At 63.0% G+C, this 18,055-nt stretch carries 20 protein-coding genes and 1 pseudogene; 12 read left to right on the forward strand and 9 right to left on the reverse strand.

Features of this window, described 5'->3' with window-relative positions; genetic code table 11:
* Positions 1-74: 74 nt before the first annotated feature.
* Positions 75-299 (reverse strand): hypothetical protein, encoded by a 225-nt coding sequence (locus tag ACH79_RS43285; RefSeq protein ID WP_202639372.1) that lies wholly within the window; start codon positions 297-299, stop codon positions 75-77.
* A gap of 153 nt (positions 300-452) precedes the next feature.
* On the opposite strand from ACH79_RS43285, the gene ACH79_RS30985 reads away from it, so the two are divergent.
* A complete protein-coding gene (locus ACH79_RS30985; protein WP_246738204.1) occupies positions 453-599 on the forward strand; it encodes a hypothetical protein in 147 nt (48 codons plus the stop codon).
* A gap of 109 nt (positions 600-708) precedes the next feature.
* Here ACH79_RS30985 and ACH79_RS30990 read toward each other — a convergent pair whose 3' ends face one another.
* A complete protein-coding gene (locus tag ACH79_RS30990; RefSeq protein WP_161854330.1) occupies positions 709-1,617 on the reverse strand; it encodes a ketopantoate reductase family protein in 909 nt (302 codons plus the stop codon).
* A gap of 310 nt (positions 1,618-1,927) precedes the next feature.
* Between ACH79_RS30990 and ACH79_RS30995 the strand changes: the two genes are divergently transcribed.
* Positions 1,928-2,518 (forward strand): septal ring lytic transglycosylase RlpA family protein, encoded by a 591-nt coding sequence (locus ACH79_RS30995; RefSeq protein WP_161856657.1) that lies wholly within the window; start codon positions 1,928-1,930, stop codon positions 2,516-2,518.
* A 21-nt stretch (positions 2,519-2,539) separates the two neighbouring features.
* Here the strand turns inward: ACH79_RS30995 and hisC are convergent, their stop codons facing one another.
* Together hisC and pdxY are read right to left on the reverse strand one after the other, a co-directional pair.
* The gene (hisC, locus tag ACH79_RS31000; RefSeq protein ID WP_161854331.1) at positions 2,540-3,613 is read right to left on the reverse strand and encodes a histidinol-phosphate transaminase; all 1,074 of its coding nucleotides are present in this window, start codon (positions 3,611-3,613) and stop codon (positions 2,540-2,542) included.
* Positions 3,614-3,632: 19 nt separating this feature from the next.
* Positions 3,633-4,481, reverse strand: a complete 849-nt coding sequence (pdxY, locus tag ACH79_RS31005) for a pyridoxal kinase PdxY (protein WP_161854332.1) — start codon at positions 4,479-4,481, stop codon at positions 3,633-3,635.
* 110 nt (positions 4,482-4,591) lie between these two features.
* On the opposite strand from pdxY, the gene ACH79_RS31010 reads away from it, so the two are divergent.
* On the forward strand, positions 4,592-4,861 hold the full coding sequence (locus tag ACH79_RS31010) for a DUF2312 domain-containing protein (protein WP_161854333.1): 270 nt from the start codon (positions 4,592-4,594) through the stop codon (positions 4,859-4,861).
* A 603-nt stretch (positions 4,862-5,464) separates the two neighbouring features.
* Here the strand turns inward: ACH79_RS31010 and ACH79_RS31015 are convergent.
* Positions 5,465-5,809 (reverse strand): tRNA-binding protein, encoded by a 345-nt coding sequence (locus ACH79_RS31015; protein WP_161854334.1) that lies wholly within the window; start codon positions 5,807-5,809, stop codon positions 5,465-5,467.
* A gap of 169 nt (positions 5,810-5,978) precedes the next feature.
* Here ACH79_RS31015 and ACH79_RS31020 point away from each other — a divergent pair, with 169 nt between their 5' ends.
* Positions 5,979-6,647 (forward strand): FMN-binding negative transcriptional regulator, encoded by a 669-nt coding sequence (locus ACH79_RS31020; protein ID WP_161854335.1) that lies wholly within the window; start codon positions 5,979-5,981, stop codon positions 6,645-6,647.
* Positions 6,648-6,719: 72 nt separating this feature from the next.
* Here the strand turns inward: ACH79_RS31020 and ACH79_RS31025 are convergent.
* A pseudogene (locus ACH79_RS31025) lies at positions 6,720-7,029 on the reverse strand (glutathione S-transferase family protein); the annotation flags it as partial.
* Between the two features lie 290 nt (positions 7,030-7,319).
* Here ACH79_RS31025 and ACH79_RS31030 point away from each other — a divergent pair.
* On the forward strand, positions 7,320-7,589 hold the full coding sequence (locus tag ACH79_RS31030; RefSeq protein ID WP_161854336.1) for a hypothetical protein: 270 nt from the start codon (positions 7,320-7,322) through the stop codon (positions 7,587-7,589).
* Between the two features lie 94 nt (positions 7,590-7,683).
* Here ACH79_RS31030 and ACH79_RS31035 read toward each other — a convergent pair whose 3' ends face one another.
* The gene (locus ACH79_RS31035) at positions 7,684-8,034 is read right to left on the reverse strand and encodes a zinc ribbon domain-containing protein YjdM (protein WP_161854337.1); all 351 of its coding nucleotides are present in this window, start codon (positions 8,032-8,034) and stop codon (positions 7,684-7,686) included.
* 450 nt (positions 8,035-8,484) lie between these two features.
* Between ACH79_RS31035 and ACH79_RS31040 the strand changes: the two genes are divergently transcribed.
* Positions 8,485-9,483, forward strand: a complete 999-nt coding sequence (locus ACH79_RS31040; protein WP_161854338.1) for a tripartite tricarboxylate transporter substrate binding protein — start codon at positions 8,485-8,487, stop codon at positions 9,481-9,483.
* Between the two features lie 189 nt (positions 9,484-9,672).
* Positions 9,673-10,707 (forward strand): SH3 domain-containing protein, encoded by a 1,035-nt coding sequence (locus ACH79_RS31045; RefSeq protein WP_161854339.1) that lies wholly within the window; start codon positions 9,673-9,675, stop codon positions 10,705-10,707.
* A 103-nt stretch (positions 10,708-10,810) separates the two neighbouring features.
* On the opposite strand, the gene ACH79_RS31050 is transcribed toward ACH79_RS31045, so the two are convergent.
* The gene (locus ACH79_RS31050) at positions 10,811-12,880 is read right to left on the reverse strand and encodes an ATP-dependent helicase (RefSeq protein ID WP_161854340.1); all 2,070 of its coding nucleotides are present in this window, start codon (positions 12,878-12,880) and stop codon (positions 10,811-10,813) included.
* 249 nt (positions 12,881-13,129) lie between these two features.
* Between ACH79_RS31050 and ACH79_RS31055 the strand changes: the two genes are divergently transcribed.
* The 3 genes from ACH79_RS31055 to ACH79_RS31065 all read left to right on the forward strand — a co-directional run bounded on the left by ACH79_RS31055 (position 13,130) and on the right by ACH79_RS31065 (position 14,813).
* Positions 13,130-13,843, forward strand: a complete 714-nt coding sequence (locus ACH79_RS31055) for an ROK family protein (RefSeq protein WP_161854341.1) — start codon at positions 13,130-13,132, stop codon at positions 13,841-13,843.
* 93 nt (positions 13,844-13,936) lie between these two features.
* A complete protein-coding gene (locus ACH79_RS31060; protein WP_161854342.1) occupies positions 13,937-14,296 on the forward strand; it encodes a hypothetical protein in 360 nt (119 codons plus the stop codon).
* A 217-nt stretch (positions 14,297-14,513) separates the two neighbouring features.
* A complete protein-coding gene (locus ACH79_RS31065; RefSeq protein WP_161854343.1) occupies positions 14,514-14,813 on the forward strand; it encodes a cytosolic protein in 300 nt (99 codons plus the stop codon).
* Between the two features lie 11 nt (positions 14,814-14,824).
* On the opposite strand, the gene ACH79_RS31070 is transcribed toward ACH79_RS31065, so the two are convergent.
* Positions 14,825-15,670 (reverse strand): BA14K family protein, encoded by an 846-nt coding sequence (locus ACH79_RS31070; RefSeq protein WP_161854344.1) that lies wholly within the window; start codon positions 15,668-15,670, stop codon positions 14,825-14,827.
* Between the two features lie 635 nt (positions 15,671-16,305).
* Between ACH79_RS31070 and ACH79_RS31075 the strand changes: the two genes are divergently transcribed.
* On the forward strand, positions 16,306-17,280 hold the full coding sequence (locus ACH79_RS31075) for a tripartite tricarboxylate transporter substrate binding protein (protein WP_161854345.1): 975 nt from the start codon (positions 16,306-16,308) through the stop codon (positions 17,278-17,280).
* A gap of 232 nt (positions 17,281-17,512) precedes the next feature.
* Entirely contained in the window at positions 17,513-18,043 is a 531-nt protein-coding gene (locus ACH79_RS31080; RefSeq protein WP_161854346.1) for a DUF4760 domain-containing protein, read from the forward strand.
* The last annotated feature ends 12 nt before the right edge of the window (positions 18,044-18,055 follow it).

Here is an 18,055-nt window from a genome sequence, read left to right on the forward strand (position 1 = left end):
AAAGCGTAACCCGCCGATTCTGTTGCGCAGACAAGGCGGATTACGTTGCGCTAATCCGCCTTACGAGTTGGGGTTCACGCGCCGCCGATCGCACGGTTGATCGTGCCGCTGCCGCCGCAGTTCGGGCAGGCTGAGCCGACGATGCGGCCCTCACCATGACATTCGGGACAGATGTCCTCGCCGGTGCCCACCGTTCCGCGCGCTGCTTCGTCGCCGGGATTGAGCATTGAATTGGCCGCCTGCATCTGGGCGGCAGGGCGCTTTTTTGTGCCTTGTGAATTAGGAGCCTTGTTCCGCATGGCGCATGCCTCCTTGGGGTATCCGACAACGCGGCGGTGGCGCGGAGGTTGCGGCGATGCGCAACCTTCGCCGTAGCGAAAGCGTTGGAATGGGATGACGGAACATCCGACCATGCATCCCATGAGGGATTCGATCCATCCGAGCCGGCCGTTTTGCACGATCGTGCGAGGGACGAGATCATCACCTGGACTGCCGAGCAGGCCGACGACTTCCGCCGTACGAGCCGCACACGCGACGACGGCACGGTGGCGTGGCAGCAATATGTGTTCGACGGCTGGGGAAACGTGCTCGGCGGGTGAGAGGCGACAAGGGCGGATTTAGCCAGCGGTCGCGCGAATGCGCGCCCGCTGACAGGCTTCGCGCAACGCGCCGATACCGACCGCGAATAATGGCGGATTTCGCTAACCGCTAATCCGTCCTACGTCCTTGTCTAGCGCGCTCGGCGAGCTTCACCATCAGCTGCAGGGCCTGATTGGTCGGTGTCGCAATGCCGAGCTCGCCGCCCTTGCGCACCACATGACCGTTGAGAAAGTCGATCTCGCTGGGCTTGCCGCGCGCAAGATCCTGCGCGGTGGAGGACATCTGGTTCGGCATCAAGGTGGGGATGTTCAGGATGTGCGCTAGGAGGTCATCGGGAATCGAGACACCACTGGCGCGGGCGACGGAGGTTGCTTCCTGCACCGCGCGCGTGACGACATCGCGCGTGCCTTCGACTTCCAGCATCGGCCCGTAAGAAATGCCGGCCACGGCGGACAGCGCGTTGAAGGCGCAGTTGATGATCAGCTTGCTCCAAAGTGTCTTGTCGATGTCGTCGGCGATCGTGACGTTGACGCCGGCGGCCTGAAAAATTTGCGCCAGCGCTTCGCTTGCGGCAGAGGGGCCGATGGCGAGGTCGCCGCCACCGTGATGCCTGACATGGCCGGGCCCGGCCATCTCACTGCCGACATAGACGACGACGGGAATGACGGCGTGGCCGGTGACGGCGGAAAGACGCTGTGCATTGTCGACGCCGTTTTGCAGGCTGAGCACGGATGTTTGCGGCCGCAGGCGCCCGGCGAGGGAGGCGCCGGCCTGCTCGGTATCGGCCGACTTCACGCATACCAGCACCAGATCGGGCGAGGCGAAGTTGGTTGTGTCGGACGCGGCCTTGGCAGGCAGGTGGCCCCTGAACGTCTTGGTGTCCAGCAAGAGGCCGTGCGCATTGATGGCGTCGACATGCGGCTGCCGGCCGATGAAGGTTACGTCATGCCCGGCTTTCAGCAGCAGTCCGCCATAATAGCATCCGACTGCGCCGGCGCCGATCACTGCGACTTGCATGTGTTTCTCCCATTTGTAGCCAAGATAAGCCGACAGGTCGCCTCAATGCGCGCCCGGCGACGAGCGCAATTGCGCTCGCGGAGTGATGACAAGCTCCGAGACATCCGGGACCACTCTAACACCGCCCCGAATGTTGCTTCGCTTATCCGGGCTACAACGGGGGACCACTAAATTCTGTGACACAATCATCACACTCAATCCGAATGCGCTGTGGAGGCCGCGTCCGGCCACGTTTCCGCCCGTATTCGGTCCCGCCATGCCGCGTGTTGGTTTTCGGCTTGGGCTGGGGTACGAGCGGGGGGATTGCAACATGTCTTCCATTGGCTGCATCGGTACTTCATACGTCGACGTCAGGGCAGGCCGTACTCGATTTGATGCGCCGTTGATCACGGCCGCGCGCGCAGGGAGATTCATACGGCTGCTTGCTGCCGCGTTGGGAGCCGCATCGCTTGCGGCCTGCGCACAGTCCTCAGTCGTCACCCAAAAATCTGAACTTCGGGCCGTCAGGCAGGCGTCGGTGGACCAGGATCGAGCGGCACCGTCCATGATGAAGAGGCGCGTGGTCGCCGCGAGAAAGCACGCCCGGTTCGCGTCGCGCAAGGATACAGGCGGCGCCAAGACGGCCTCGCATGGGGTTGCCAGCTTCTACACCGAGGGAACGAAGACCGCGAGCGGCGAAAAGTTCAACACGCTCGATATGACCGCCGCGCATCCGACGTTGCCCTTCGGCACCAAGTTACGCGTGACAAACGTCGCGAGCGGCCAGTCGGTGACGGTACGCGTCAATGACCGCGGCCCGTATGTTCGGGGGCGTGTTGTCGACGTCTCATATTCCGCGGCCGACGCGCTGGGAATGGTGGGCAAGGGTGTTGCCAAGGTCAAGCTCGACGTCGTGGAGTAGCTGACGACGCAGCCGTAGCGCTTATCCGTTCTTCGGGCTGCCCAGGATGTCCGACAGAGCCGACAGCAGCCGGTCAATTTGCTCGTCTGTGCCCACACTTATCCGCAGATAATCGGCGATGCGCGGAGCGGAAAAATGGCGGACGATCACCGCCCGTTGGCGCAGCCCAGTAGCTAGCGCCGCGCCCTCGTGCGCCGGATGCCGCGCGAAGACGAAGTTGGCCGAGGAAGGCAGCACTTCGAAGCCCAGCCGGATCAGTCCGCGATTCAGCCGCTCCCGGCCTTCGATCACGCGCGCGCGGCTCGCTTGAAAATAGGCTTCGTCCTCCAGAGAGGCGATGGCGCCGGCCTGGGCGGGCCGCCCGAGGGGATAGGAGTTGAAGCTGTCCTTCACCCGGGTGAGTCCCTCGATCAGGTCGGCGTCGCCGATCGCATAGCCAACCCGCAAGCCGGCCAGGGCCCGCGACTTGGACATGGTTTGAACGACCAGAAGATTCCGGTGGGAGGCAACCAGCGGGATCGCAGTCTCGGCGCCGAAATCGACATAGGCCTCGTCGATCACAACGGGAGCGTCAGGATGTTGCTGCAGCAGGGTAATGATCTCGGCGCGCGACAGCGCAATTCCCGTCGGCGCGTTCGGATTGGGCAGGATGAGCGCGCCGGCCGGCCGGCGATAATCGGCCACGCGAATCTGCATGGCCTGATCGAGCGGGACGGTCTCGTAGGCGATGCCGAACAGGCGGCAATAGACCGGATAGAAACTGTAGGTGATGTCAGGGAATAGCAACGGCGCATCATGCTTGAGCAGCGCGGTGAAAGCGTGGGCCAGCACCTCGTCCGAGCCATTGCCGACGAACACTTGTTCCGGCCGTACGTGGTGGTGGGCGGCCAAAGTAGCCCGCAGCGCGGTGGCCTGTGGATCCGGATATAAACGCAGCGTATCGGCCGCCTCGCCGCGAATGGCTCCCAACGCGCGTGGCGAAGGGCCAAACGGACTTTCATTGGTGTTGAGCTTGACCAACTCCGCCATGCGGGGCTGCTCGCCCGGCACATAGGGCTTCAGGTCGTGGGTCAAGCTGCTCCAGAAACGGCTCATTTTTTTCTCCAAATCCGCCCTACGGCCCGATCGCGATACTCTCGAACTTGCGCGTCGGATGAGCCAGCCACTCCGCGCTTTCGACGATGCGCATTTCCTCGGCACCGCTGGTCGCGGTGCGTTCCAGCACGGCGAAGATGGCGGAGGTGGCGTGGCTGAGCGCATCCGGCGTGTCGGCGCCGCGGAGGCGGGCAGCGACCAGCAGTGCGGCGAACAGATCGCCGGTGCCGTTCGGGCTGATCGGCAGTTTTGGTGTGCGTACGCGAAAGGACCTCGCGCGCTCGACGGCGAGAGTCTCGATCTCGCCCGGTGGCGTGTCGGCCAGCTCGGCGCTGGTGACGATGACCGTTCCGCGCGCCATGAACGCACGCGCGGCCTTGAGCACCTGGTCGATCGTCGCGGCCTTCTTTCCACATAGCCATTCGAACTCGAAATGATTGGGCGTGATGATGTCGGCGAGCGGACACAGAAGATCGCGGACCAGCGGCGGTATTTCAGCGTGGACGAACAGGCCGCGGTCGCGATCCCCCAGCACGGGGTCGCAGCAATAGCGCAGCGCGGGATTTTTCGCCTTGGCGCGCGCGACAAAGTCCGCGACCACTTTGGCGTTGTCGGCCGAGCCGAGATAGCCGGACAGGATCATCTGCGCGCTATCGACCGCGCCGCGCTCCTCGATGCCAAGCAGGAGATCGCCAACGAGTGTCCCATCGAGCACGCGGCCGCGCAGCGTCGGATAGCCCGGCCGGTTGCTGAGTAGCGTGGTCGGCACCGCCACGACGTCGATGCCGTGCATCTGCATTGGAAACACCGCGGCGCTGTTGCCGACATGACCGAAGGCGACCTGCGACTGAATGGAAATCACGTTCATGAGATGTTTCTGGGGATTACCGAATTGCCGAAGAGGGGAACCCGCCGAGGTTAACACATTGGTTATTTGTTTGCGGTCATTTTCACGATCTCATTCAACAGGGAGTCACCATGTCTGACGTCACCATTCCCGGCGGCCGGATCCGTTCTTTCGTTGAGCGGATCGAGAATCTCGACACCGAATTGCAGGAGCTGAACGAGCAGAAGAAGGAAGTGTTTTCGGAGGCCAAGGGCGAGGGGTTCGACGTCAAGATCCTCAAGGAGATCATCAAGCTGCGCAAGCAGGACCAGGACGAGCGCGACGAGCGCGAAAGCCTGCTCGATCTCTACATGCGCGCGATGGAAACCGCGCCGCCGGAGAAGACCGCCAAGGCGGCGTGAGCCGAAGAGAAGCCGAGCAAAGAATGTAGCCCGGATGAGCGCAGCGATATCCGGGACGATGTGAGAGTTGTCCCGGATGTCGCTCCGCTCATCCGGGCTACTCGCTGCTTGCTCATTCCCAGGCGAATGAGCTCTAATGACGCATGCACTTCGTCAGGACATGCTCGTTTGAACAGCGAGCGCAGCGTGGGTAGGGCGGGTTGGCGCAGCGTAACCCGCCGCTTCACCACGCGAAGTGGCGGATTACGCTGCGCTAATCCGCCCTACGCATCTGACTCTCATCCGGTCTAATGCCTCCCCGTCATTGCGAGCGAAGCGAAGCAATCCATCTCTCCACGCGGGGATAGATGGATTGCTTCGCTTCGCTCGCAATGACGGGAGAGAGTCTTTCTCAAAAATGGGTTGAAGGTTTCGTCGTGACTTTTTCGCCGCCGCGCGCAAACACAAAGCAAACGTGTTGTTAAGAATTGATCCGCGCTGATTTGCGCTGACGCGATTCGTTCTTTGCGAACAAAATGGAGTCGGATAGAGAACAAAGCCGTGCTTGTTTCTCTGCCGACGCCGTCGCAATCTCAATCCTCCACGCCCGCGTAGTACGCAGCGTCAAAACACCGGCTCGCCGATCGCAACCTCGCTGCGCGGGCCGAGCACGATCACGTTGCCAGCAGCGTCCTTGGCGCCGAGGATCAGGAGTTCGGACGTGAAGCCCGCGATGTTCTTCGGCGCGAAATTGCAGACGCACACGACCAGCGAGCCGAGCAGTGCCTCCGGTTCGTAGTTCGTCACTTGCGCGCTCGACCACATGATCCTGTCAGCGCCGACGTCGACGCCGACCTTCAGGGACGGATTGCGCGCGCGCGGAAACGGCTGCACGTCCACGACCTTGCCGATGCGGATGTCGAGGCGGGCGAAATCGTCGTAGGTGGCCTGGGGTTTTAACGGGGGCATGATATCGGGCTCGTTTGGCAAGCTGGATGTCGGGGACTGTCGCATCACGTAGCCTCATATCGCAGTTGTCTTGCGGTTGGAACGCGCGCCGGCGCAGGTTGGTGATCCCTCGCCGAATAGGTTAGCCTTGCGTGAGCCCTCTATCCTCCAGCCGTTCGAGCGCTTGGCCATGCATATCCTTCGACCCCAGTTTCGCATCGAACAGGACCGTGCGCTCGCATTTGCGGCCGAGCGCGGTTTTGGCGCGATCGTTGCCGCCGATGAGCGTGGCCCGTGCGCCTCGCACGTGCCGTTCGTGGTCCTGCGGCGCGACGACAGCGTGATCGTGCAGATCCATCTCACGGCCAAGAATCCGCTCGTGGCGCTCGCCGACGGCAACAGGCGTTTTCTCCTGATCGTCTCTGGTGACGACGCCTATGTCTCCAACGACTGGTATGCCTCGCGTGACAACGTGTCGACCTGGCTCTACGAGGCCGTACATCTCTCGGGCGTCGCGCACTTACGTGCGCTCGACGAGAACCGCGGCCATGGCGATGCGCTGCTCGCCGTCTCGGAGGCGCGCCTGCCGAAACAGCCCTGGGACCTGGCTAAAATGGAGCCCGCCAAGCGCGAGAGCATGCTCGCCTCGATCCGCGTCATCGACCTCGTCGTCGAAGAGATCGAGGGGCAGTCAAAGCTCAACCAGCACAAGAGCGATGAGGACCATGTGGCGGTTACCAACCAGTTGGCGCGTGCGGAAGAGACGGGGAGCAGAAGACTGGCCGGGCGGATGCGCACGCTGCGCCCGGAGCTGGAATATGAGTTTGGCAAGCGTGGCCTGGAGACCGCCGCGGGTTGAATGTGGATGCGAGGTGCCAGTTGCTTTAGTCTGCCGCAGCGAGACGTGCCATCTGGTCTGCATGCGCCTTCACGAGAACGCCAATATGGACCAGGGCAGGCTCGCCATCTCGACCGAATTGAGCGTGGCGAAAACCCATTCCATCGCTTCGCTGTGACCGCGCGGATCGGCAGGCATCAGCACGTCACTACGGTTGCCTAGATGCAGCAGGATCGCACCGCTCTCGAAGATCGAGATGTCGCCATCGGTCAGCCACGGCACCTGGCCGAAGGGCTGGCGCGAAATGTTCGGCATTGCGATCGCGGAATGGCACGCTCTCGACGCCATAGGGGCGCGGCAGCTCCGGAACCCAGTCGAAGGTGGTGAGAATCAGAGCGGCCATCGGAATCTCCATTGTGTTTCACAAAGGACGGCCGAACGGCTCGCGCCCCGACACCCACCGACAAGTTTTTCGTCAGCCGCAGGCGGATATCGACGCAGCGGCCGCACCAGCGTTAGCGAATCTGCCGCTTGCGGACCCAGCCAAAATTCCAGCGAACCTTCACGGCTTCTCGTGCGACCAACGCGCGGTTCCACATCCTGCCACTGCATGTGTGCATTGCAGCAACGGACTATTGCAACGCGGCAAAATGGATATTAGGTCCATATTTCAAGTTATTAAGGAGAACTGAAGTGAAGAAGATTTCCCTGTCCATCGCGGTCACCGCCGTGCTCGCCATCACGGCTGCCACGAGCGCCGTCGCTGCCGAGCTGCCAGCCTATGAGAAGGCAGGCTTTCCGATTTCGGCCGTGCAGGTTCAGGCGCTGGGCGCTGAACATGTCCAGGAAGCGTCGCCGCTGGCAACGTCCGCTACGCCCGTTCAGGTCAGTGTCCTGACGCCGCGCAGCAAGATCACCACCGCGCAGGGCCGCCCCGCGACGGTCGGCCGCGCCGTTCAGTAAGGACAGGCGCGAGTTGGCGCTGCGCATGAACGCCTTGCCTCAGATAGCAGAAAGCCCGCGAAATCCTCGCGGGCTTTTTTCGTGATGATCCGGCTTACGCCTTCTTCACGAATTCCGATTTCAGATTCATCGCGCCGATGCCATCGATCTTGCAGGCGATGTTGTGGCCGTCTGCGCCCTCGGTCAGGCGGATGTTCCTGACCTTGGTGCCGCCTTTGACGACCGACGACGATCCCTTCACCTTGAGGTCCTTGATGACGATGACGCTGTCGCCGTCCGAGAGCGCGTTGCCGTTGGCGTCGCGCACGCCCGCCTCAGGCGAGGCCTCTGCGGCGGTGCCGGCCGCGGCGCTCCACTCATGGGCGCATTCCGGGCAAACCCACAGGCTGCCATCCTGATAGGCATGTTCGGAATTGCATTTCGGGCAGTTCATTGCGTCGTCCATTGTCGTCCTAAAACCCTGTCCGGGCGAAGCGCACCGTAGGTTCATGTCCGGGTAAAGCAAGGGAAAAGCTTCGGTCCCAGAAGGGGCAAGAGCCCATGGCATCGAGTAGCCTCGCATGAGCGCAGGCGACTTGCGGGATGACGTGAGAGTGGTCCCAGATGTCGAGAGCCCGTCGTCACCTCCGCGAGCGCAATTGCGCTCGTCGCCGGGCGCGCGTTCGCGCGACCCGTGGCTCATCCGGGCTGCCAGAGTGCAGGCGAGGGCCTTTTTGTCGCGACAGCCGGGCTTTGCAGCATCGCGCACACCCCATAAGCTGACGTCAGCCGAAACGCGCCCCACCTCCCGCCAGAGATCGCCGCGTTACGTCGATCGAAGACGGAAGCGAAGGAGACGAGAACAGCAAAAAGCTGCAACGCTGCGCACTGCCATTGGGAAAAGGGGAGGACACCGATGCCGCTGTCGATCGACCGCCGTCGCGCGCTTGCGCTCACCAGTTCTTTCATTGCGGCGCCGTGGCTCGTGCCGCGGGCGGGCCGCGCCGCGGAGGCCTGGCCGATCCGGCCCGTCAAATATGTCAACGGCTTTCCGGCCGGCGGCGCCACCGACACGCTGTCGCGCGTGCTCTGCCAGAAGCTGAGCGAACTGTCCGGGCAATCTTTCGTGGTCGAGAACAAGGCCGGCGCCGGCGGCGTGCTTGGCGCGGATGCGATCGCCAAAGCGCCGGCGGATGGCTACACGATCGGGCTCGGCGGCATCGCCTCCAACGTGCTCGCGATCGGCTCTTACGCAAAACTGCCGTATCGGCCGCGCGAGGATTTCACCTTCATCTCCGGCATGTGGCAATTGCCGAACATTTTGTCCGCAAAGAAGGACCTGTTCTCCGCGGACCTGAAGGAATTGCTCGCGGCGTTCAGGAAGGAGCCTGGCAAATACACCTACGCGTCCGCCGGCTTCGGCACCACGCTGCATCTCTCCGGCGAGATGATGAACAGCATGGCCGGCGTCCAGGTCCGCCACGTGCCCTATCGCGGCGCCGCGCCGGCGCTGAACGACCTGCTCGGCGGCAATGTCGATCTCCTGTTCGACAATCTTCCAGGCTCGTTGCCGAGTGTGCGCTCCGGCGCGATCAGGCCCGTCGCGGTCACCGCGAAGAAGCGGATCGCGGAGCTTCCCGACGTGCCCGCGTTCGCCGAATTGTTGCCCGGCTACGAGATGACCTCATGGACTGCGCTGATCGGCCCCGCCAACATGCCGCCCGACCTCGTCGCGCAGATCAACGCGCTCACCGCAAAAGCGCTGAAGGATCCTTGGCTGCAACAGCGCTACGCAGACCTGGGGGCCACCACCTGGCCGACCACGCCGCAGGAGATCGCGGCTTATCGTGACAGCGAGGAAGCGCGGCTATTGCCGATCATGAAGGCGGCCGGGATCAAGCCGGAGGGTGGGTAAGGGGATGCTCGTGGTCTCCGAGGCTCGCCTGCCAAGATCACGCTGCGAGTTTGCGCAGATTGAGCCCATCCCAAACAGAAGCGCCGCGTCTCGCGCCTGCGAGAAGCCTGCATCCTTCGGCTAACGCTATCACTCCTCAGGGAACGCCTGTTTCGCTGCGGCGTTCCTGCTCATGAGGAGGAATTCGCCATGAAGTTAAAAGCATTGTTTATTGCAGCAGCCGTGCTGCTGATGCCGGCCGCCGTACTCGCGGCGCCGGGTATCGTGACCACCACGGTCAGCCTCAAGGCCGGGCCCGGTGAAGGCTTTCCGACCGTCGACCGCATTCCCGGCGGCGCCCGTGTCAACATCCACGGGTGCTTCAGAGGCAAGGCCTGGTGCGATGTGAGCTGGTCGGACGATCGTGGCTGGGTGTCGTCGCGATATCTCCAATACCTCCACCGCAACCGCTACGTCTATCTGCCCGACTATGTCGACGAGATCGACGTCCCCATCGTGCCGTTCGTGCTGACCTCGTACTGGTCGAGCCACTATGCGGCACGTCCCTGGTATCACCGCCGGGCCCACTGGGGCGGCTACTGGCAATCGCATGAGCGTGTCGCGACGCGGTTGACGATCGACCGCTCGGCGGCCCGGATCGGCCGCGCGGCGGCAGCGCGCGACGCTGCGCTCCCCGAGGCAAGGACGCGGGTCGGTGTCGAGGAGAGGTCGCGTGCCCGTGTCGAGGAACGGACGCGGGCCGGTGTGACGGAGCGGAGCCGCGCCGGCGTGACGGAACGCGTGACGCGGGAGAGGGACATCACGACGCGTGGCGCACGCGAAGGGCGCGAACGCGCGGTGGTGCAGGACCGCATGACACGCGAGAGCGCGCGGACGGCGCGAGAGAGCGCGCGGATGACGCGTGAGGGCGCAAGAGCGACGGTACGCGAGCAGCCGATGACCCGAGCCCGCCCGCAGACGCCGCCGGTCATGGCCCGCGGCCATGACGAACCGCGTGCGGCTGCGCCGCGGATCGAGCGTGCAACGCCCCGCATGACGCAGCCCGATGCGGCGCGCGGCGGCGGTGGCTCGCCGAACGTACGCGCGCAGCAGATGCCGGCCCCGGCCGCTCCGCGCGCAGCAGCGCCCGCGACGCCGCAGGGCGGCGGTGCGCCGCAGATCGCACCGCGCGGTGGCGGTGGACCGGGCGGTGGCGGAGGCCCCGGTCAGGACAGGCGCCAATGAACGAAAAGCCCGGCCTTGAGCCGGGCTTTTTCTTTTGCTCGACGAACTGCTGGCGGCCTGACGGGCTGCGCGTTTCTCAACGTCGTGGGCGAGGTGAGAAAGGCTAACGCCACATGCCGCGCATGCGTTCACGAATATCGATCTGCACGTTTTGATTTGGCGTCGGGCGTGCTGCCGAAGTCGCCGCTGGCCATGTCTGTCGGTCGAACAGCTTAACCAGGTGGTCCGGTATGAAACGCGTCCGCGACGCATAGACGTGCCGGTCGCCGCGTGCCTGCTGACCGTGCACGAAGAAGCGCTGGGGCACGATCAGATGCAGATCGTCCTTGGCGCGCGTCATCGCGACGTACAGCAGGCGTCGTTCTTCTTCGAGTTCAGCCGTTGTGCCGGCGCCTAGATCAGACGGCATGCAGCCGTCGACAACGTTCAAGGCGTACACGGACTTCCATTCCTGCCCCTTTGCAGAGTGGATCGTGGACAGGATCAGATAGTCTTCGTCGCGCAGCGGCGGGCCGGAGCGATCGCTGGTCGCGTCAGGCGGATCGAGCGTGAGCTCGGTCAGAAAGCGCTCGCGGGAAGGATAGCCCGATGCGATTTGCTCGAGCTGCAGCAGGTCGGCCAGCCGCACCTCCGCATCCTCGTGGATGCGCTCCAGATGCGGGGTGTACCAGAGCCTGATACGCTCGACGTCGGCCGGCCATTCCGAATAGCGGATATTGGTGAGCGTTTCGACGAACGAAATCCAATCCTGGCCGGCGCGGGGTGGCGTTGGAAGCGCCGCGAGCGCGGAGATCGGATCGGCCATTACAGTGGTTTGATCGAGAATGCGTTGGGCCGACGCCGGACCAATGCCCGGCAACAAATGAAGCACGCGGAATCCCGCAACCCGGTCCCGGGGGTTCTCGACGAATTTGAGCAACGCAAGCACGTCTTTGACGTGGGCGGCATCCAGAAACTTCAAGCCGCCGAACTTGACGAACGGAATATTGCGCCGCGTCAGCTCGACTTCCAGCGGGCCGCTGTGGGAGGACGTCCGGAACAGGACAGCCTGTTCCTTGAGCCGCGATCCTTCCTCGCGGTTCGACAGCACCTGCTCGACGACGTAGCGCGCCTGGTCGGCCTCATCGCGAACGGTGACCAGACGCGGTAGCTGGGCCGAACTGCGATCGGTCCAGAGATTTTTGGTGAACCGTTCTCTGGCAAGCCCAATCACGCCATTGGCGGCAGCCAGAACCGGCTGCGTGGAGCGATAGTTGCGGTCGAGCGTAACGATCTCTGCCCTGGGGCTGAAGTGATCCGGGAAATCCAGGATGTTTTTGACGGTGGCCGCACGAAACGAATAGATGGATTGGGCGTCGTCGCCCACCACGGTAAGGCCGCGGCCATCCGGCTTGAGCGCCAGCAGTATCGTCGCCTGAAGCCGGTTGGTGTCCTGATACTCGTCGACCATGACATGATCGAACCGGCCGCCGATCTCCTGCGCGATCGCGGGCTCGGACACCATCTGCGCCCACCACAACAAGAGATCGTCATAGTCGAGGACGTTCTGCTTCTGCTTGGCCTCGACGTAGCTTGCGAACAATTGCTTGAGCTCATCAGCCCATCCCGAACACCAGGGATAATGCTGTCCGAGCACCGTCTCGATCGGCATCTGCGCGTTCACGCAACGGGAATAGATCGCAAGGCAGGTGCCCTTGGTGGGAAAGCGACTCTCGGTCTTTGAAAATCCGAGCTCATGGCGCACCAGATTGAGCAGATCAGCCGAATCCTCGCGATCATGGATCGTGAAGGCCGGATCGAAGCCGATGCTATCAGCGTATTCGCGCAGCAGCCGCGCCCCGATGCCATGGAAGGTTCCTGCCCAGGTCAGCGCCTCCGTCATGATGCCGGCCTTATCGCCGAGCACACGGCGCGCGATGCGCTCGACGCGCTGCGTCATTTCGGCGGCGGCACGGCGCGAAAACGTCATCAGCAGCATGCGGCGCGGGTCGGCACCCCTGATGATGAGGTGGGCGACCCGGTGCGCGAGCGTGTTGGTCTTTCCGGATCCGGCGCCGGCAATGACAAGGAGCGGCGAGCCTATGGTTCCACCCGCCGCGATGCCGTGCTCGACGGCCCGGCGCTGCTCCGGATTGAGGCTTTCCAGATATCGATCGGTATTCTCAGCGAGCACGAATCACCCCATGTCGATCCGAAGGTCGGCCGATTCGCTGAAGGTCGCAATGACGAATGTCCGCCCTGTCTCGTTGTCCAGCAAACGCCTTGTTAAGGATTGGCTCGCGCTGACTTGCGCTGATACGATTCGTTCCTTGCGAACAAACTGGAGTCGGATGGAGAACAAAGCTGTGGTGCAGCCTGTCTCCCTGCTTCAGGTGAGCGTCGGCTGGCGTTATGATCATCCGACCGAGCAGGGCGCGAATTCATGGCGAAGAAGGCGGGCAAGCTGATATCGCGACAAACGGTCCTGGCGATCGACATCGGTGGTTCGCGCGTGAAATTCATGACCGACAAGGAGCGAACCAGGCGTGCGTTTGCGTCCGGTCCTGATCTCTCTGCGAGAGCTATGGTGAGGCAGGTCAAGGCGCTGACCAAAGACTGGTCCTATGACGTCATCTCGATCGGGTATCCGGGGCCGGTGATCAACAACCGGCCGTTGTCGGAGCCTCACAATCTCGGTCTCGGGTGGGCCGGTTTCAATTTCGAAAGGGCCTTTGGCCGCCCGACGAAACTCGTCAACGATGCGCTGATGCAGGCAGTCGGCAGCTACCAGGGTGGCCGCATGCTGTTCCTGGGGCTCGGAACGGGTCTTGGCTCCGCGATGATCGTGGATGGCATTCTGGAGCCGATGGAGCTCGCGCACCTGCCGTACCGCAACGGCAAGACGTTCGAGCAATGCGTCGGCGCCGCGGCGCTGAAGCGCGTCGGCAGGAAGAAATGGCAGCGCGCGGTCGATGACGTCTTGAAGCGCCTGCTCGCTGCACTGGAGCCGGATTACATCATCCTTGGCGGCGGCAACGCCGACAAGGTCGATCATTTGCCGCGCAAGGTCCGCCTCGGCGCCAACACCAACGCGTTCGAGGGCGGATTTCGGCTGTGGAAGAAGGGGGCGGCCAGACCGGCCGGCTTACGGCGATAGAAAATGCGTCTCCGCGGCGTCCGTGCATAGGCGCGTGAGCTTTGCACCTGGATTTGAATGGCCTCTCAACAGCCGGCTGTCTATGGTGTGCGCATGTCCCGTCTTGTATGTCTATTGACTGCTATCGTCCTATCGCTGTTGTCTGTCGCCGCTCTGGCTGCGCCGGTGCATAAGCGGCCGGCTCCGCGCTGGCACGGCTACGGCTTCCTGCCGGGCTACCAGCAGCCGCTGAACAACAGCCTTCCACTTTACGCCCAGAAAGACGCGATGCGGCGTTTGGCACGCCGCGACCGGCGGCATTGGTACATTGACCCGGTCCCCCGTTACTACGGGTATGATGGCGACTGGCACTATTTTGGCCGGCCCGGCTTTTACGGCGGACGCTACAATGGCGGTAGCTTTGGCCCGTGCTGGACGCGGACACCGATCGGACCGATCTGGAATTGCGGCTGATCAGGTCAACAGGGCGCAAGAGCCAACGCGCCGCGCGAATGCGCGCCTGACGACGAGCGCAATTGCGCTCGCGCAGTGATGGCAGGCTCCGCGAAATCGGGGGGCGATCTTAGAGTAGTCCCGGATGTCGCTTCCGCCTGCGCTCTCCGAGCTACGGCGGACAAGCCGCTGATCCGGGCTTCTCGCTAAGTTCAGTCCAACCGCGAAGGAGTATCCGATGAAATCGCTTTTGCTGCTCACGGCGAGCGGTCCGCTGCTCATTCTCACATCGCACGAGTCCTTACGCGATCAGAGGCTTCTTGAGGTGCTCAAGCAAAAAGGGATCGGCAAGTTCGTCGCGTTTGAGGTTCCCTTGTCGCTCGCCAAGGAACGCTACGGCGGGCATTTTCAAGCGGTCGAAAGCAATCTGCACGAGACGGACGATCTGAGGGTCCTCGACTTCAACGGCCAGCGGATCTTTCAGCTCTTCCGTTTCGATGAACTCGGTTCACCGATCCTGCAAGAACAGCGAGCGTAGCCCGTGTTCGCCTATCGGCAAGAATGCGTCTGGCCGTCGTAGCCCCGGTAAGTCCCGGACGACGGATTGTAGGTGCGGAAGCGGGTGCAGAACATGACCATGGTCCGCTCGCGCGGCTTGCGGGCTGTCTTGTGGGCTGCCCCGGCCGGCTGCAGCGATCTACTCTGCTCTGTCCCTTCGCTGCGGCTAGCGATCTTTGATTGCTTGGCGACAGACTTCTGCTTCAAGGCGGGCTTCTGGTGCGCAACCGCCGGCTTTCCCCCCGCGGGAGCCGGCTTCTGCGCGACATCAGCAGGCTTCGCGTCCGGGACGGTCGGCTTCTGCTCTATGGTGGCAGTTTTGTCGTCCACGGCAGCCGCCTTCTCCTCGACGGCTGCAGGCTTGTCCTGCGCCACCGTTGGCTTCGGCTCGGCAGGGGCGGGCTTCTGCTCGACGATGGCAGGCTTGTCGTCCGGGGCAGCCGCCTTCTCCTCGGACGCTGCGGGCTTGTCCTGCGCGATGGCTGGTTTCTCCTCGGCGGGGGCCGGCTTCTGCTCGACGAGGGCAGGCTTGTCGTCCGCAGCAGCCGACTTCTGCTCGACCGCGGCGGGCTTGTCCTGCGCGATGGCCGGTTTCTCTTCCGCGGGCGCCGGCGTCTGCTCGGCGATGGCGGGCTTGTCATCAGCGGCAGGCGGCTTCTCTTCTGCAGCGGCCGGAGGCTTTTCCTGCGCGGGCTCGGAAGGTTGCGCTGCGGTCGGGCTGGGATTGTCCGTGGCCGACGACTGCGCGAGCGCTTGAGCGCTTATCACCATAAACAAGACACAACACAGCACGGCGGCGCGCTCGGCGACGGCGGTCGTGAGAGCTGACAAACGCATGGATTGATACTCGGCTAATTGTCCCCGTGAAAGTTCCACACCCATTTGCGGCAAGTCTGTGAACAGCGCGGCCGTTTCGTGAGCGACGACGCGCTTAAGACCGAAGTGTGTGCCGGCTGCCACACCACGCGCGTTAGGCATGGCGCCAGGCAGTGAAAAACCGTTTTGGTGGGACGCAACTGCAAGAAGATGTTTGTCGTTCAACAATCAAGGCGGGCGCGGCCCGGATGTCTCCGCGCCGCTGCTTGCTGACGATCGCTTCCCGGACGCGGTGCAGACACTCTTCCGGAGTGCACCGCAGGGCCCAGACACAAAATCGCGAAAATAACCCCATGCAAAGTAGCGAGCGCAGCCCGGATGAGCGCAGTGAGTAGGGCGGGTTAGCCAACGGGTCGCGCGAACGCGCGCCCGATGATAAACTCCGCGTAGCCCGCCGACTTGGTCACTTGGAATGGCGGATTACGCCTTCCGCCTTCGCTCTGCGAGCTACGGCGGACAGGTTGGCTAGCTAGCCCGCCCTGCGTTTGCTTCCCTTGACATGCCGGCGCTCCGCCGTCCGAATGGCTGACAGCGCATAAGCGCAGCGTCGCGGTGTCTCACTCGGCGCATCAAAAACAAAGCGGGAGGGTTTGCGAATGTTTCGACATGTCAGAAATTTCGCGTTTTTCGTGCTTGCGGCCGCAAGCCTGCTCGGCGCCGGAAACGCGCAAGGGGCCTTCCCGGAGCGGCCGATCACGCTGATCGTGCCGTGGGCCGCCGGCGGCGGCACCGACGCGGTCGCGCGCCAGATTGCCCACATGCTGGAACGCGATCTCAAGCAGCCGGTGAACGTCGTGAACCGCACCGGCGGGTCTGGCGTGGTCGGCCACCAGGCGATCGCGTCAGCCGCGCCTGACGGTTACACGTTCGGTCTCATCACGCTCGAGATCAACCTGATGCACTGGGTGGGGCTCACCGATCTTACCTTCGAGAAGTACACGCCGATCGCGCTGGTCAACCAGGACCCCGCCGCGATCCACGTGAAGGCGGACTCGCCCTACAAGACCGTCAAGGAGCTGTTCGAGCATATCAAGGCGAACCCGAACAAGGTGGTGGCCTCAGGCACGGGGCAGGGCGGAAGCTGGCATGTCGCCCTCGCCGGCCTGATGCAGGCCGACGGCGTTTCGCCCGGCTCGATCCGTTGGGTGCCGTCCACGGGAGCTGCGACCGCGCTGACCGATCTCGCGGCCGGCGGCGTCGACTTCGTCGCGTGCTCGATGCCGGAAGCCGAGGCGCTGATCAAGGCGGGGCGTATCCGCAGCCTCGTGTTCTTCTCGCCCAAGCGCGCGCCGAACTTCCCTGACGTGCCGACCACCGAGGAGGCGACCGGTCACAAGTGGCACAAGGGTGTGTGGCGCGGCTTTGCGGCGCCCAAGGGCCTGCCGAAGGAGATTGCCGCGCAGTACGAGACCGCGATCAAGAAGATCTGGGACAGCGAGGAGTTCAAGGAGTTCATGAACAGGCGCGGCTTCGACATGATCTATCTGGATTCGGCGAAGTTTGCGGAGTTCATGAAGGCGGACAACGAGGACAACGGCAAGGCGCTGAAGTCGCTCGGGCTGGCAAAGTAAGATGCCGCTCATGCCGCCGCCGTGAGGCTCGACACGTGCGGCCGGATCAGCCTACCGGGTCCGCGCAAGGCGCGGCCCGATGACAGGCGTAGTTCGCCGTTTGGTTGAGTCGCGGCGGCGGACTACGCTGCGCTAATTCGTCCCACAAGTAGCGCGAGCAGATTGGTCAATTGACAGCCATCAGCGACGGGGGAAGGCTCAGGATTAAGAGGCCCAGGATAGGAGAGAGGATATGATCGACTGGGGCAGTGCGCTTCAATGGGTGAAAAGCGCGGTCGACTGGGGCAGTGCCCCGCAATGGATGACGGCGGTGATTGCCGGCGGAGCGCTGTTAGTCGCCTATAAGTCTGTACAAAGCCAACGCGAAATCGCAAGGAAGCGAGCTGCAATCGATTTTTTCCTAAAGACTGAAATGGACAAGGATACACTTGCCTCTCACACAAAATTTGTGGCCGCTAGTGATGTCCTTAAAGAACTAAATGAAGGAGGTGATTTCAGCGAGTTCATTGGTACTGGTCACTACTATGCAATGCGAGATTATTTAAATCTCCACGAGTTGATAGCAGTCGGGATCCTTAACGAAGTCTTCGACGATAACGTTTGCTATGAGTTTTGGTCCGGTGAGTTAAGGCGAGCATATGCAGATACTGGGCGCTTCATCGAGCACATCCAAGCGCTGCCAGGCGAAAGAGGCAGTTACGCCGAGATGGTGAAGCTGGCCAAACGCTGGGCTCTGAGGGACAAGAACCGTAAATCGCACTAACTAACGGAAGTT

This window comes from Bradyrhizobium sp. CCBAU 051011, assembly GCF_009930815.1.
GTDB lineage: Bacteria > Pseudomonadota > Alphaproteobacteria > Rhizobiales > Xanthobacteraceae > Bradyrhizobium.

Coding starts and splice junctions, on each gene's coding strand:
- ACH79_RS43285 (WP_202639372.1), bottom strand. CDS start 299: ATGCGGAACAAGGCTCCTAATTCACAAGGCACAAAAAAGCGCCCTGCC.
- ACH79_RS30990 (WP_161854330.1), bottom strand. CDS start 1,617: ATGCAAGTCGCAGTGATCGGCGCCGGCGCAGTCGGATGCTATTATGGC.
- ACH79_RS30995 (WP_161856657.1), top strand. CDS start 1,928: ATGTCTTCCATTGGCTGCATCGGTACTTCATACGTCGACGTCAGGGCA.
- hisC (WP_161854331.1), bottom strand. CDS start 3,613: ATGAGCCGTTTCTGGAGCAGCTTGACCCACGACCTGAAGCCCTATGTG.
- pdxY (WP_161854332.1), bottom strand. CDS start 4,481: ATGAACGTGATTTCCATTCAGTCGCAGGTCGCCTTCGGTCATGTCGGC.
- ACH79_RS31010 (WP_161854333.1), top strand. CDS start 4,592: ATGTCTGACGTCACCATTCCCGGCGGCCGGATCCGTTCTTTCGTTGAG.
- ACH79_RS31015 (WP_161854334.1), bottom strand. CDS start 5,809: ATGCCCCCGTTAAAACCCCAGGCCACCTACGACGATTTCGCCCGCCTC.
- ACH79_RS31020 (WP_161854335.1), top strand. CDS start 5,979: ATGCATATCCTTCGACCCCAGTTTCGCATCGAACAGGACCGTGCGCTC.
- ACH79_RS31035 (WP_161854337.1), bottom strand. CDS start 8,034: ATGGACGACGCAATGAACTGCCCGAAATGCAATTCCGAACATGCCTAT.
- ACH79_RS31040 (WP_161854338.1), top strand. CDS start 8,485: ATGCCGCTGTCGATCGACCGCCGTCGCGCGCTTGCGCTCACCAGTTCT.
- ACH79_RS31045 (WP_161854339.1), top strand. CDS start 9,673: ATGAAGTTAAAAGCATTGTTTATTGCAGCAGCCGTGCTGCTGATGCCG.
- ACH79_RS31055 (WP_161854341.1), top strand. CDS start 13,130: ATGGCGAAGAAGGCGGGCAAGCTGATATCGCGACAAACGGTCCTGGCG.
- ACH79_RS31060 (WP_161854342.1), top strand. CDS start 13,937: ATGTCCCGTCTTGTATGTCTATTGACTGCTATCGTCCTATCGCTGTTG.
- ACH79_RS31065 (WP_161854343.1), top strand. CDS start 14,514: ATGAAATCGCTTTTGCTGCTCACGGCGAGCGGTCCGCTGCTCATTCTC.
- ACH79_RS31070 (WP_161854344.1), bottom strand. CDS start 15,670: ATGCGTTTGTCAGCTCTCACGACCGCCGTCGCCGAGCGCGCCGCCGTG.
- ACH79_RS31075 (WP_161854345.1), top strand. CDS start 16,306: ATGTTTCGACATGTCAGAAATTTCGCGTTTTTCGTGCTTGCGGCCGCA.
- ACH79_RS31080 (WP_161854346.1), top strand. CDS start 17,513: ATGATCGACTGGGGCAGTGCGCTTCAATGGGTGAAAAGCGCGGTCGAC.